Here is a 14,037-nt window from a genome sequence, read left to right as displayed (position 1 = left end):
GGGTTCCGGACGCGCGGTGCGGGGACTACGTGCGGGACTGCGTGCGGGGGGCTACTTCATGCCGGTGAAGCTGATCGACTCGACGAGACGCCGGCCGAAGAACAGGAGCAGCAGCAGGACGGGTACGACGGTGAGGACGGAGGCCGCCATCAGGCCGGTCCAGTCGGGTGAGGTGTTGGGTCCGGACTGCTGGAGCACACCGATCGCCGCGGTCATCAGACGCATGTCCTCGTCCTTGCCGACGAGGAGCGGCCACAGATACTCCTTCCAGGAGTTGACCGCGGTGATCAGGCCGATGGTCAGCAGCGGGCCCTTGGTCATCGGCAGGATCAGACGGGTGAACTGGCGCCACACACCGGCCCCGTCGAGGTACGCGGCCTCCTCGATCTCCCGGGGGATGGACAGGAAGAACTGGCGCAGGAAGAAGACCGCGAAGGGCGTCATGAGCAGCATCGGGGCGAGCACCCCCTGCCAGGTGTTCAGCCAGTCCAGCGACTTCACCAGGACGAAGTTCGGCAGCAGCGTGAAGATCGGCGGCACCATGAGCGCGGAGATGACGAGGGCGAACACGAACTGGCGGCCCCTGAAGCGCAGTCGGGCCAGGGCGTAGCCGGCCGCCGCGCAGAACAGGGTCTGCGTCACGGCGATCGTGACGCTGTAGATCAGCGAGTTGCGCAGATACAGCAGGAAGTCGAGGTGGGCGAGCGAGCCGCCGGCGGCGACGGTCTCGGCGTCCGTGGTCAGACCCAGAATCCGCTCGAAGTTCACCCACGTCAGCGTCCCCGGAACGAGGGAGGTGCTGTCGGAGAACAGGTCCTTCGCGGGCGTGAGGGCGGTGCGGATCATCCAGTAGAACGGGAACAGCGTCACCAGCAGGACGATGCCGAGAAACGCCCAGGCGGCGAGCCTGCCGGGGTTGCGGCGCAGGGAAGTCATGTCGTCGCCTCGTCTCAGGCCAGGTCGGAGCTGGAGGCCCGCAGCAGGCGCAGCTGGAGGAAGGTCAGGGCGCCGAGGATCAGCACGAGCGTCATGGCCAGCGCGCTCGCGTAGCCCATGTGCAGGAAGCTGAACGCCTGTTGGTAGATGTAGTAGTAGATGGCCTGGGTGGCGTTGACCGGGCCGCCCTTGGTGGTCACCGCGATGGTGTCGAAGATCTGGAACGATCCGATGAGGGAGACCACCAGCACCAGCGCCAGTACCGGGCGCAGCAGCGGCAGGGTCACATGGAGGAACAGGCGGATCTCGCCGAGCCCGTCGATGGCGGCGGCCTCGTAGATCTGCTTCGGGATCTGCAGCATTCCGGCGTACAGCAGCAGCGCGGTGTAGCCGGTGTAGGCCCAGGTGTTGATGCCGGCGATGGCAGGCATGGCCTGGCCAGGATCGGAGAGGAATCCCTGCGCCGGCAGCCCGACCGCGCCGAGCAGGTGGTTCGCGAAGCCGAGGTTGGCGTCCAGCAGCCAGAACCAGGTCAGGCCCACGGTCACATTGGGCACCAGCCAGGGGATGAGCAGCGTCGCGCGCAGGACGAACGAGCGGGTGAGCCGGGCCATCATCGCCGCCAGCAGCAGCGCCAGGACCGTCTGCGACACGATGTTGAGGACCACGTACTGCCCGGTGACCCGCAGCGAGGTCCAGAACAGGTCGTCGTTCCAGAGCTGTCGGTAGTTCTCCATGCCCACGAAGGACGGCGGGCGCGGTGAGACCGGGTTGTAGTCCGTCAACGACAGATAGGCACCGCGGATCGTGGGATACACGTAGAAGAGGGCGAAGCCGAGGAGCGCCGGTGCGAGGAACAGGGCCGCGGCGCGACCCTGCCGGTTCAGGGAGGACGCGCCGGGGGGTGTGCCGGGGGATGTGCCGGGAGGACGCCGCATGGGACGCCACGAGGCCGCGGGGGCTCTTGTCTTCCCTGGGGTCGCGCGAAGCGCTGTCATGCGACGTGCCTTCCTGAACGGGCGCGATGAAGAGATCGGCGGTGAGGGATCGATCCGTCAGACACGGCCTGGGGCCCCGCGCTGAACTGGCCTGTGAAGCGTGGGCAGTGAGCTGGCTTGCCAAGCGACTTCGAGATACATTCTCAACTTGGCGATGTAAGTGAAGGACGGGCTGCATCCGGTGTCAAGGGAGTGGACAATGCCAATTGCGTCAGGCGTCGCCGGCAGCCGGTCGCTGCTGCGGCGGATCAATTCACTGGCTCTGCTGCGCGAGTTGCGGCACGGCCCTGCGACCATCACCCGCCTGGTGCACTCCGCCGGCTTGTCGCGTACCGCGACCGAAGCGGTCCTCACCGACCTCCAGGACCTGGGATGGGTCAACGCCGTCGCTCCGGAGGAGCGCGGTGACCGGCCGGCCATGGGTCGCCCCGCCGCCAGCTACACCTTCGCGGCGGACGCCGGACGCATGCTGTCGATCGACATCGGCGCCCACCACATCCACGCGATCCTCACCGACCTGCTGGGCACCCCCCTCGCCGGCCAGAATCTCTCCGTCCGGGAAAGCGCCCCCGCCGATGAACGCCTGCGGGCGGTACGCACGGTGGCGGGCGCGGTACTCGGCGCGGCAGGCGTCGGCGCCCAGGAGTTGTGGGCGGTCGCCCTGGGCTCGCCCGGAGTCATCTCCGAGGGCACGGTGCGCCACTTCGGCGGCAGCGGCATGCCCGGCTGGATCGGCCAGGACCTCGCTGCCGGCTTCGCGGACGACTTCGCCTGTCCGATCCTCGTGGAGGGTGACTGCGCGCTGGGCACCATCGCCGAACACCGCCTCGGCGCCGCGCAGGGCGTACGCGACATGGTCTACGTCCTGTGCGGCAACCGCACCGGGGCGGGCATCGTCGTGAACGGCGAACTGTTCCGCGGGCACCGCGGCGGAACCGGCCTGATCGGCGAACTGCCCCAACTGCGCTGGCGCGAGCTGGAGACGGACTACCCCGGCAGCCCTGCCGCCGGCGGACAGTCGACCCGACTGGAGATGTTCAACGCGGCACGCGGTGGCGATCCCGCGGCACTGGCGTCCGTGTCCTCCTTCGCCGAGGCTCTCTCCCTGGGCATCGCGGCCATGACGCTGGCCGTCGATCCGGAACTCGTCGTGCTCGGCGGCGGCAGCTCCCACTCCGCCGATCTGTACGTGGACCTCGTGCAAGAGCACCTGAGCCGACTGTGCCCGTTGGTGCCCCGTCTCACGGTCTCCGCACTCGGTGCGGACGCGGTGGCGCTGGGCGGCATCCAGATCGCCTGGAATCACATCGACGCCCGGCTGGCCCATCTCGTCGAGCAGGGCGACGCCTTCCCGCAGGCCGGCGCCGCCTTCATGGCCCGCTGACGCCTCACCCCGCACGGCGGAGTGAGGCACCGGCGCGCGCCCACTCGAAGGGGCGCCTACTCGAAGGAGAGGGAGTCGATGCTTACGCTGCTGTTGCCGCCGTGCCAGAAACTCATCGCGATCTGGCCCGGCGCGGAGCGGCTGATTCCGTTCGCTGTCAGGGGGATCCTGATGTCGGTGTACCCCGTGGTCAGCACCGGGTGCCCGCCGCCGTCCAGGGTGAAGTCCTTGAACCGCTTGGTCACACCGCCGACGGAGAGTTCGAAGTCCTTCTCCTCACCACCGCTCTGCCCCTTGATACGGACCACGAGGTAGTTCCTGTCGGCCACGGAGGTGAACACATCGCTGCCGAACCAGCCGGCGTTGTTGTAGGCCAGGGTCAGGGCGCCCGCCGACACCGCCCCGGAGCCGCCGCCGTTGGTGAAGCCGTTGGCGCCGGTCCACTTGCCGAGGTCGTTGGCGGCGGCGGTGGGCCATACGGGGCTGTTGTCGAAGTCGTCGACCAGCAGACGGCCGCCTCCGCCCGATGAGGTGGTGGTGACGGTGACGGACGCGCTGGCCGGAGAGATGTTGCCCGCCGCGTCCTTGGCGCGGACCGTGTAGGTGTAGGAGGTGCCGGCGCTCAGACCGGTGTCGTTGTACGACGTACCCGCCACGGAGGCGATCTTCGTGCCGTCGCGGTGGATGTCGTAGCCCGTGACCCCGACGTTGTCACTCGCGCCGCTCCATGACAGGGCCACGCTGGAATCGGTCCGCCCGGTCGAGGTGAGGGTGGGAGCGGTGGGTGCCGTCGTGTCGCCACCGCCGCCCCCGCCGACCGCGAGGCCCCCCAGGTCCAGCCAACCGTCGCTGCCCTGCGTGCTGTTGGCGAACGACAGCGGATAGGGCTTGCGGTAGCGGTCGATGACGCTGTCGCTCAACCGCGTCGAGGCCGGACGGGCCTTGAGGACATCGGGGGTGACGGTCTCCAGCGGGTTGCGCACCCGCATGACGAGCTTGTAGCCACCCGAAGCGACGCCGGTGGCGTCGATGGTCGCGGAGAAGTTCTCGGGCCGGCCGTAGTCGAGGTAGGTCGGGTCCGCGCCCGTGTTCCAGTCGGGGAAGGCCCGGATCTTCAGCGGCTTCACCTTGCGCACGTCCCACGAGGTGTCCCACGTCCTGACCAGCTTGCCGGCCGAGTCGCGCAGCCCCAACTCGACGGTCCACGGCTGGTAGAAGGGGGCGACGCCGTCGTTCCGCATTGTGACGCCGACCTTGAAACTCCCGTTCGCCGTCGCGTTGAAGTGGGCCTGCGGCACATGCAGGTTGTAGCCCATCTTCCGCATGCCCGCCGCCACCTTGGCATCCGACGTGCTGTAACCGGTGGCACCGGTCTGGTTGATCATCCAGCTGATGTGGGTGAGTTCGGTCGCGGCCAGGACGTCGTCGACCTGGTCACTGCCGCCCGGCCAGTTCCCGTACAACTGCCCCTGGATCTCCGGGCGTGCCTCACCGCCGATGGACGCGGTCGTCCACCGGTTCTCCGTTCCTCCGTTGAGGGCCCGCTGAAGGAACGCGTCGTCCCAGCCGCCCAGCGACTTCGGCAGTGTCATGCTGCGCGACTGGCCCCCGCGGTTCTCCTTGTAGGGCCAGGAGTCGTCGTGCAGGCCGATGTTGGGCGTGTCGGCCAGGCCGGCCAGGTCGCCGTAGCGGATCTGTGGCTGGATGTTGTCGAAGGCCGCGGAGATGGTGTGGATCAGGGTCGACACCGTCGCGTCGCTCGGCATCAGGTCGGGGTAGCCGTCGGCCTGGTCGCTGTCGTAGGGCCAGGTGTGCCACTCACCCCACAGACCCACCAGGCCCGCCGTCATGAACCCGATGCGCGGGTCCGCGGAACCGCCGGGCCCGCTGTGGTCGTAGCGCGCGGCGAAGGCGTTGACGAAGTTCGTGAACGCCTGAACGGTGTCGGGGTCGTCGTAGTCGGGACTGACGGTTCCCCAGAACGGGTTGGAGCGCATCGTGACCTTGCCGTTCAGACAGGGCGGGATGCCGTTCCCGGGGTGCGAACCGGTACCGCCCGGATACTCCACGTAGAAGCGGAAGGCCAGTTGGCGGCCCCATACCGCGGCCTCGTCCAGGGCCTTCTCGAACACGGTCCAGTCGAAGGAGTTGCAGTTGGTGGGGTCCTTCATCACCTCATTGAGGGCGAAGTAACTCCACATGACGCCGCCGGGGTACTTGTCCGCGTAGGTGTCTCCCGGGAAGAGGTAGGGCGCGATGCCCTTCAGGGGCTGGCCGACCGGGGCGTCGGCATACGTGTAGGTGTGTTGGGTGAGGCCGGAGTCAACCGGGTCCGATGCCGGGGGTCTTGGGGGTGGGCCGACCGGGGCGGCTGCCGCCGGCATCGAGGTGACGAACAGCGCGGCTGCCACGCACAGCAACAGCGCGGTCGGCCAGGAACGAGCCCTCACGGGTGCCTCCTACTGGACGAGGGGGTTGGACGTGCCTGTGCGAGGTGGCCTGGAATACCGCCTCGTATATATACGCAACTTGCCAATGTAAGTAAAGGGTTCCGGCGCCGCGGGGAGGGGCGGGGCCCCATCTCGACCCGCCAGGCCACCTGCCGGCCGGGGACGGCTTCGGGCAGAGCGTCAACGCGTCCCGACGCACTGCCACGCGGGCATCGCATTGCCCGAATCCGCCAATTCGACGACCGATTCACGCCCGCTTTGGATTGATGCACATCACAGGAAAACGCTTACCCAGGCCAACCAGGTGAATTCGGGATGGGGAATTACATGACACTCAAACCGCCCAAGCCGGGGATAAACTTGATCGTCGACAAACGGATCTCAAACAGGTCGAACATCTGCCGGCGCCGCCAGGCTCGGACCGCGTCGTTGACACGACTGGGGGACGTCACCCAGACTGAAATCCGGTACCGCCACTGGATCTCTGGATAACTCTGGATTCCGAGTTATGTGAAACTCGGGAGCAGCGCGCTGGTGACCTGCGGTGAGGCTGAGCGATCATGGGATATTGCATGGGCTCCATGTGCCGAGATCTTCCTGTACGGCGAAGTCGAGTCGGCGGCGAAAAGGTGTGATGGCGCATATGTAACACGTTCAACACATTGCTGTTCGTTCGGTGATTCAATTCGCGAACGCCCTTTAGTCGCCAGCAGGCTAAAGACCGTCAGGTGCGGACTTGTGGGGCAGCCGCACTATTCGGGAAAATGGGGAAACAAATGACCGAAATGATAGGCAGGTCGCTATCTCCGGTCGAGGCGCTCCGCTCGACGCCGGAGGAGGACAGGGTCGCCGACTTCAGGGCGAAGGTTCGGGCGGCGGGGCACCAGCCGGACGAGTTGGTCGAGTTGGTCGAGCTGCTGACCCAGGCGGCGGCAGGCGATCCGAGGCTGGCCGCCATCGTGCGCGCCGGGGGCAGCCTGCTTCAGGACTTCCTCGACGGATACCAGCCAAGAACCACCGCGGAAGCCGCGCGTGATCTGGCAGGCGACCTCGCCGACGGTCATCCACTGCCCGCGGACGTGCTCGAAGGGCTCACCCCTCGCTACCTGGTCGCCGTGGTGAGGCTTGCGGAGCCCGGCCGCGAGGTGGAGGCGTTACGCGCGGTGGACGCGTTACGCGCGGTGGCGGGGGAGGGACTGCTGCTGACGCACCGGGACGGCAACGTCGTTCTCTTCATCCCGGCGGCGGGCCCAGGCAGCGGCGAACGCTCGGTGACGAGGTTGACGCAGTGTCTCGGCGGCAGGGGCTGGCTCGCGACCGCGGAACGGGACAGAGCACGCCTCGTCGACGGGTTCAACGAGGCGTCCTATGTGCTGAGGCTGGTGGTCGCGGGCCTGCGCCCGAGCGGTGCCTACACGATCTCGGACGTGTTGGTCGAGTACGCGGTCACGCTGAACGAGAAGGTGAGAACCGACCTGGCCGCGGTCATCAGGCCGCTCCGGGCGCACAAGGTCCTGCTGGAGACGCTGACTGCCTTCGTCGACTCCGACTACAGCAGGAACAAAGCGGCCCGCAGCCTGTTCATCCACCGCAGCACGCTGGACTACCGCCTGAGGCGGATCGGAGAGGTCACCGGCTGCGACCCGACCAGTGGCAGGGGCGCGCAGATGCTGACGGCGGCGATGATCGCCGAGGCCCTGCACGGATGACCCGGTGTGTGCTGTTCACGGCGCGCGACGGCGCGTAGCCGGTGCGACCGGTCGCCGATTTCCATAAGTTCGCGGGTGGTTCTCCGCGAAGTGCGGAAAATCCGAGCTGAGGCACGATGAACCCGGGGCGGGCGCCTAGCATTCGTTCTCCCCAGCGGAGAACTCACCTGCTGAATGGACTGGTTCGATTGAGTGGATCTAACAGATGGGTTTTGCTCGTCGGCTCGTTCATGGCCTACATGTTTGACGCGCTGGAAATCCTGCTGCTGTCGTTCACGTTGCCTGTGATCCGCGCCGATCTGGGACTCACGACGACACAGGGCGGCCTGCTCGCCACGGCGACGCTGCTCGGGATCGGGGTGAGCAGCGTGAGTGTCGGCTGGCTCGCCGACAACTACGGCCGCAAAAGGGCGTTGATGCTTTCGCTCGCGGTGTTCGGCGTGTTCACCGCGGCGATCCCGGTGGTTCACAGTTTCACGGTGTTCCTGGTGCTGCGCTTCGTCGCGGGGCTGGGACTCGGAGGGGTCTGGGCAGTGGTGTCGACCTATGTGGTCGAGACGTGGCCGGCCGCTCAACGGGGTCGTGCGGTCGCGTTCGTGCTCAGCTCGTTCCCGATCGGCGGAGTGATTGCCGCGTCGCTGTCGGGTGCGTTGCTGCCGAACTGGCGCCTGCTGTTCTTCCTCGGCGGGGTGGGTGTGGTGATCCCGTTGGTCGTCGTCGGACTGTTCTTCCGCGAGTCGGCGGAGTGGGCGAAGCAGAAGACCACGCCGGTGAAGCTGACGGAGATCTTCGCTCCGGAACTGCGCAGGAACACTCTGCTCGGTGCGGCCGTGGCGGCGCTCGCGATGTTCGGGGCGTGGGGCGCGTCCACATGGCTGCCGACCTACCTGCAGACCGACAAGGGCATACCGGCCGCGACGGTCGCGGTGTTCATGACGGTGCTCAATCTCGGGATGTTCATCGGCTACAACGTCTTCGGGCTGATCGCCGACCGGATCGGCCACAAGTACGCACTGGTGCTGTCACTGGCCGGTGTGGCGCTGACCTTGCCGCTGTACGTGGTCGCGGCCGACCGCACGACATTGCTGTGGCTGGGGCCGATGTTCGCCTTCTTCGCCGCCTACGCGGGCGTCTTCGGTGTGTACATGAGTGAGTTGTTCCCGACCAGGGTGAGGACTACGGGGGCCGGATTCTGCTACAACACCGGGCGTGGTGTGTCCGCGTTGGCTCCGCTCACCCTGGGTGTGTTGGCTGTCAACACGGGGTTCGGTGCCGGTCTGCTGGTGTGCGCGGTCTTCATGGCTTGCGCGGCGATCGCCATGACCTTCCTCCCTGACCTGCGCGGCGCGACCCCGCTGCGGGAGCCTCAGCGGCACACGGCTGACAGCCGGCCCTGAACCCGCGTCGTCCGGGCGGGGGTCGTCCCGCGTGAACAGCTGAGCCGCCACTTCCTGTGGCGGCTCCGGCATTTCACTTCCGGTCCACCGGATCGTGGTCACCGGTCCGCCACAGGTAGCTGCGCACCGAGAGTGACGCGGCGCGCATGGCCGCGCGGATGTCGTCCAGGTCTTCGCCGGCGAGCGCGTCACGCGTCGGGGTGAGCGTGGGCAGTATCAGCCTTGCCGCCTCCAACAGGCACAGCATCGCGTCCAATTGCGCGCTGGCCGGCAGTCTGCGCAGGTCCTCGTACAGTGTCTGAATCAGGGCGTCCGGGTCTGTCGGTGCCGAGGTCCTGGTATCGCGCGCGAAGTTCGTCACGGCCGCTCCTTCAATACGAACAAGGTCGAAGTTCCGCAAAATTTGGAGCGTGTTCCGAGGTGGGCGGAAATTGACGGGTTGCGACGGCATAACCGTGACAACGAGTGAGCGGGCCACCTAGGATTTTGTTCCAGCACTTCTCGCTCTGCATTTCTCCGGTTGTGGTCCTGGCCCAGCCGGCCGCACGGAATGGATGGGTGCCATGGACAATGATCAGAACGGCTGCGAAGTGTCCCAGCCGGTCGACGACTGGGTCATCAGCTCGCTCCAGGCCAGGATCCTGGAGGGTGTTGCGGCGGGCTCCTCCAGCGGACGACTTTCGAGAGAGTTGCACCTCAGCTCGAAGACCATCGACTATCACGTCCGCGTCATGTCCGACAAGTTACAGGCGCCGAATCGCGTCTCGTTGGTTTCGAGGGCGTTCGTCCTCCAGATTCTGCGAACAGATTCGTGGCCCCCGCGAATCGGGTGTGAGACGGGGGACTGACATGTGAAACTGGGGACTGACGCTCGGGAATTCCGCGACATCGTAATCCCGGACTTACGCCCGGACTTCGGACTTACGCCCCGTCCTGCGCCTCGATGTCCACGCCCATCTCCTCGGCGATGCGCACGGCCTCGGCCAGGAGGGTCTCCACGATCTGTGACTCCGGGACCGTGCGGATCACCTCGCCCTTGACGAAGATCTGGCCCTTGCCGTTGCCGGCGGCCACACCGAGGTCGGCCTCGCGTGCCTCGCCGGGCCCGTTGACGACACACCCCATCACCGCCACCCGCAAGGGCACGGGAAACCCCTCAAGTGCCGCGGTGACCCGCTCGGCGAGGGTGTGCACATCGACCTGGGCCCGGCCGCAGGACGGGCACGACACGATGTCCAGTCCGCGTGGCCGCAGCCCGAGCGACTCCAGGATCTGTGTGCCGACCTTGACCTCCTCGACAGGTGGGGCGGAGAGCGAGACGCGGATGGTGTCGCCGATGCCCTCCGCGAGCAACGCGCCGAACGCGACCGATGACTTGACCGTGCCCTGGAACCGGGGGCCCGCCTCGGTCACGCCGAGGTGCAGCGGGTAGTCGCACCGGGCGGCGAGCTTGCGGTACGCCTCGATCATCACCACCGGATCGTGGTGCTTCACCGAGATCTTCAGGTCGGTGTAGCCGTGCTCCTCGAACAACGAGCACTCCCACAACGCCGACTCCACCAGCGCCTCCGGGGAGACGCCGCCGTGCTTCCGCAGCAGCCGCTTGTCCAGCGACCCGGCGTTCACGCCGATCCGGATCGGGACGCCCGCGTCCTTGGCCGCACGGGCGATCGCGCCGACCTGGTCGTCGAACTGGCGGATGTTGCCGGGGTTGACCCGTACCGCGGCGCAGCCGGCGTCGATCGCGGCGAACACGTACTTCGGCTGGAAGTGGATGTCGGCGATCACCGGGATGCCCGATTTGCGGGCGATCGCCGGCAGCGCAGCCGCGTCGTCCGCCGACGGCACGGCGACCCGCACGATCTCGCAGCCGGCCGCGGTGAGTTCGGCGATCTGCTGGAGTGTGGCGTCGATGTCGGCGGTGGACGTGGTGGTCATCGACTGCACGGACACCGGCGCGACGCCGCCGACCGGCACCCTGCCCACCATGATCTGGCGGGAGGTTCGCCGCGTGGCCACCGAGAGCGGGACCTTCTGCGGCACCTCGTCCTTGCGTGGAAAGGGCATTCCCAGATCGACGGTCGTCATCAGTGTTCCTCCCCTGAGTGAACCGGCCAGGTGCCGGGGTCGTCGATGCCTGCCAACGCCGGTGCGGCGTCGAGGCCGGTCAGCAGGTCCACCACGACCCTGGTGATGTTCTGCGCGGTCAGCCCGCAGGCGGCGAGCACCTCGGCCCTGGAGCCGTGGCCGAGAAACCGCCTCGGGATGCCGAACTCGCGCAGCGGGGTGTGCACGTCGGCGTCCCGCAGGGTCTGCGCGATCGCGGAACCGACGCCCCCCGCACGGCTGTTGTCCTCGACCGTGATGGCGAGCCGGTGGCGACGGGCCAGGTCGGCCAGCGCGGGGTTGACCGGGGTCACCCACCTCGGGTCCACCACTGTCACCCCGATGCCCCGTTCCCGCACACCATCGGCGACAGTGAGCGAGAGCCCGGCCGACGCACCTACCGCGATGACCAGCACGTCCAGCGAGCCGGCACGGCGCAGCACGTCGATCCCGTTGAACGTGGCGGTGGCGGGCAGGTCCTCACCGGCGGGGCCCTTGGGGAACCGCAGCAGGGTCGGGCCCTCGTCCCACGCGACCGCCTCGGCCAGCAGCTCGGCCAGCCGGGTGCCGTCCCGCGGCGCCGCGATCCGCAGGCCGGGCACGACCTGGAGCACCGAGAGGTCCCACATGCCGTTGTGGCTCGGCCCGTCGTCGCCGGTGACTCCGGACCGGTCGAGCACGAAGGTGACCGGGCGGCGGTGCAGCGCCACGTCCATCAGCAGTTGGTCGAGTGCGCGGTTCACGAACGTCGAGTAGATGGCCACCACCGGGTGCACCCCGCCCATGGACAGACCGGCGGCCATGGTGACCGCGTGCTGCTCCGCGATGCCGACGTCGATCACCCGGTCCGGGAACTTCCGCTGCAGCGGCAGGAGACCGGTCGGCTCGGTCATCGCGGCCGTGATCGCCACGAGGTCGTCCCGCTGCCCGGCCAGTTCGACCAGCTTCTCGCCGAACACCGACGTGAACGACGGGGGCGACGGCTTGAGCGCCTGCCCGGTGTGCGGGTCCATCGGTTTGACGGCGTGGCCGAGGTCGAGGTCGTTGTTCTCGGTGTGCCGGTACCCCTTGCCCTTGGCGGTGATCACATGCACCACCACCGGCCCGCCCAGTGCGACCGCGTGGCGCAGGGAGTCCTGGACGGCGGAGACGTCGTGACCGTCGACGGGCCCGAGGTATCCGAGCCCCAGTTGCTCGAACACGCCTGGCCGGCGCCCGCCGCGCAGGTCGGCCAAGTGCTCGGCCAGCCCGCCGACGGTCGGCGCGTAGGAGCGTTGGTTGTCGTTGAGCACGATGACGAGCGCCCGCTCCGGCCCGCCCGCGATGTTGTTGAGCGCCTCCCAGGCCATGCCGCCGGTCATCGCGCCGTCGCCGATGATCGCGACGGTCGCCCGGTCGCGTCGGCCGAGGTGGGCATCCGCCCTGGCCAGCCCGTCCGCATAGGACAGCGCGGTGGACGCGTGCGAGTTCTCCACCAGGTCGTGCTCGGACTCCTCCCGGCTCGGGTAGCCGGAGATGCCGCCCGACCTGCGCAGCCGGTCGAAGCCGGCCTGGCGGCCCGTCAGGATCTTGTGTACGTAGGACTGGTGCCCGGTGTCCCACAGCAGCCGGTCCCGCGGGGACTCGAACACCGTGTGCAACGCGATGGTCAGCTCGACCACACCCAGGTTGGGCCCGAGGTGTCCTCCGGTCGCGGAGACCCGCTCGATCAGGAACGCGCGGATCTCCCCGGCGAGGTCGCTCAGCTCATCGGCCGTCAGCTCACGCAGCCGCGCCGGGTCGCGCACGGTTTCCAGCATCGCCATGTCGAACAGTGCTCCTCACCGGGTGTGGCAGGCGGACGTGGCCGCTCTCTCGGTCAGTTCGGGCCAGGTCGGAACGGTGTCCGACGCACCGTCGCCAACGGAGTTGTTGCCGGCGCCATCAACCACAAGGGCCGCCCGGTCTCGATCGGTCACGGCGTGTCCGCCACTCCGGTCAGCCGCGCGGGTGGGGAGAACACGATGTCCTCGGTCGCCACCCGCTCCACGGACGTGTCCGCGTAACCCAGTTCGGCGAGCCGGTCGAGGAGCTGGTCGACGAGGATCTCCGGCGCGCTCGCCCCGGCGCTCACGCCGACCGTGCTCACGTCGGCCAGCCACGTGGGGTCGAAGTGGCTCACGTCCGGCACCAGTTCCGCTCTGCCACCGAGCCTGCGAGCCACCTCGACCATCCGGATCGAGTTGCTGGAGTTGGTCGAACCGACCACCAGCACCAGGTCGCACCGGTCCACGATGGCCCTGATGCCGTCCTGACGGTTCTGGCTGGCGTAACAGATGTCGTCGGTGGCGGGCCCGCGCAGGTCGGTGAACCTGCGCTGGAGCACGGCGATGATGTCCCGGGTCTCGTCCACCGACAGTGTGGTCTGGGTGAGGTAGGCGACCGGTGCGTCGGAGGGAAGATCCAGTGCCTCCGCGTCGGCAACCGTCTCGACGATGACCGTCTGATCGGGGGCATGTCCGAAGGTGCCCTCGACCTCCTCGTGGTCCGCGTGCCCGACCAGCAGCAACGTCCGCCCGTCGCGGGCGAACCGGCGGGCCTCCTGGTGCACCTTGGCCACCAGGGGGCACGTCGCGTCGAGCACGTCGAGCCCGCGTGTGTCCGCGTTCTGCCGCACCTGCGGGGAGACACCGTGCGCGGAGAAGACACACACCGCCCCCTCGGGGACGTCCTGCTCGGAGTCGACGAACCGCACACCCCGTTGCTCGAACTCGCGCACCACGTAGTGGTTGTGCACGATCTCCTTGCGGACGTAGATCGGCGCGCCGTGCTGTTCCAGCGCGAGGTCGATGATGGCTATCGCTCGGCGTACACCGGCACACAAACTCCGCGGCTCGGCCAGCAGGACCTGCTTACCGCCACTCATTCCCACTCCGTTCCGTGCCATGACGTCCGCGTCGGAACGCCTGGCTTACGTTGCCGAACAGGGCATCCATGCCGGTCGGTAGAAACCGAAGTCCTTCTCAGGAAGTCTTGTCTGCCGTTGGGCCCCGGCTTATAGCCGGACTCGAATACGGC

General features: G+C 67.9%; 11 protein-coding genes. 4 read left to right on the top strand and 7 right to left on the bottom strand.

The genetic code is table 11. The features are described from left to right. Nucleotides 1–51 precede the first annotated feature (51 nt). Nucleotides 52–936 carry a carbohydrate ABC transporter permease gene (locus ACIQNU_RS32655; protein ID WP_401373288.1) on the bottom strand — a complete coding sequence of 295 codons (885 nt, stop codon included), beginning with the start codon at nt 934–936 and terminating at the stop codon, nt 52–54. 14 nt (nt 937–950) lie between these two features. Continuing rightward, nucleotides 951–1,874 carry a carbohydrate ABC transporter permease gene (locus tag ACIQNU_RS32650; RefSeq protein ID WP_401373286.1) on the bottom strand — a complete coding sequence of 308 codons (924 nt, stop codon included), beginning with the start codon at nt 1,872–1,874 and terminating at the stop codon, nt 951–953. A 259-nt stretch (nt 1,875–2,133) separates the two neighbouring features. Between ACIQNU_RS32650 and ACIQNU_RS32645 the strand changes: the two genes are divergently transcribed. Beyond that, complete coding sequence (locus ACIQNU_RS32645) at nt 2,134–3,318, top strand: ROK family protein (protein ID WP_401373285.1); 1,185 nt, start codon at nt 2,134–2,136, stop codon at nt 3,316–3,318. 56 nt (nt 3,319–3,374) lie between these two features. Here the strand turns inward: ACIQNU_RS32645 and ACIQNU_RS32640 are convergent, their stop codons facing one another. Further along, nucleotides 3,375–5,768 (bottom strand): DUF4832 domain-containing protein, encoded by a 2,394-nt coding sequence (locus ACIQNU_RS32640; protein ID WP_401373283.1) that lies wholly within the window; start codon nt 5,766–5,768, stop codon nt 3,375–3,377. 776 nt (nt 5,769–6,544) lie between these two features. On the opposite strand from ACIQNU_RS32640, the gene ACIQNU_RS32635 reads away from it, so the two are divergent. Both ACIQNU_RS32635 and ACIQNU_RS32630 read left to right on the top strand, forming a co-directional pair. Further along, a complete protein-coding gene (locus tag ACIQNU_RS32635) occupies nt 6,545–7,477 on the top strand; it encodes a PucR family transcriptional regulator (RefSeq protein ID WP_401373281.1) in 933 nt (310 codons plus the stop codon). Nucleotides 7,478–7,593: 116 nt separating this feature from the next. Next, a complete protein-coding gene (locus tag ACIQNU_RS32630; protein WP_401373280.1) occupies nt 7,594–8,874 on the top strand; it encodes an MFS transporter in 1,281 nt (426 codons plus the stop codon). 73 nt (nt 8,875–8,947) lie between these two features. On the opposite strand, the gene ACIQNU_RS32625 is transcribed toward ACIQNU_RS32630, so the two are convergent. Beyond that, the gene (locus ACIQNU_RS32625; protein ID WP_401373278.1) at nt 8,948–9,235 is read right to left on the bottom strand and encodes a hypothetical protein; all 288 of its coding nucleotides are present in this window, start codon (nt 9,233–9,235) and stop codon (nt 8,948–8,950) included. A 193-nt stretch (nt 9,236–9,428) separates the two neighbouring features. Here ACIQNU_RS32625 and ACIQNU_RS32620 point away from each other — a divergent pair, with 193 nt between their 5' ends. After that, the gene (locus ACIQNU_RS32620; protein WP_401373276.1) at nt 9,429–9,722 is read left to right on the top strand and encodes a LuxR C-terminal-related transcriptional regulator; all 294 of its coding nucleotides are present in this window, start codon (nt 9,429–9,431) and stop codon (nt 9,720–9,722) included. Nucleotides 9,723–9,795: 73 nt separating this feature from the next. On the opposite strand, the gene ispG is transcribed toward ACIQNU_RS32620, so the two are convergent. The 3 genes from ispG to ispH all read right to left on the bottom strand — a co-directional run bounded on the left by ispG (nt 9,796) and on the right by ispH (nt 13,885). After that, the gene (gene ispG, locus ACIQNU_RS32615) at nt 9,796–10,962 is read right to left on the bottom strand and encodes a flavodoxin-dependent (E)-4-hydroxy-3-methylbut-2-enyl-diphosphate synthase (protein WP_401373274.1); all 1,167 of its coding nucleotides are present in this window, start codon (nt 10,960–10,962) and stop codon (nt 9,796–9,798) included. Further along, nucleotides 10,962–12,785, bottom strand: a complete 1,824-nt coding sequence (locus ACIQNU_RS32610) for a 1-deoxy-D-xylulose-5-phosphate synthase (protein ID WP_401373272.1) — start codon at nt 12,783–12,785, stop codon at nt 10,962–10,964. Before ACIQNU_RS32610 ends, ispG begins: the two co-directional genes overlap by 1 nt. A 149-nt stretch (nt 12,786–12,934) precedes the next feature. After that, the gene (gene ispH, locus ACIQNU_RS32605) at nt 12,935–13,885 is read right to left on the bottom strand and encodes a 4-hydroxy-3-methylbut-2-enyl diphosphate reductase (protein ID WP_401373271.1); all 951 of its coding nucleotides are present in this window, start codon (nt 13,883–13,885) and stop codon (nt 12,935–12,937) included. Nucleotides 13,886–14,037 lie beyond the last annotated feature (152 nt).

The organism is Streptomyces sp. NPDC091292, from assembly GCF_044757265.1.
Lineage (GTDB): Bacteria > Actinomycetota > Actinomycetes > Streptomycetales > Streptomycetaceae > Streptomyces.
This window is presented reverse-complemented; position numbering and strand designations above follow the sequence as displayed.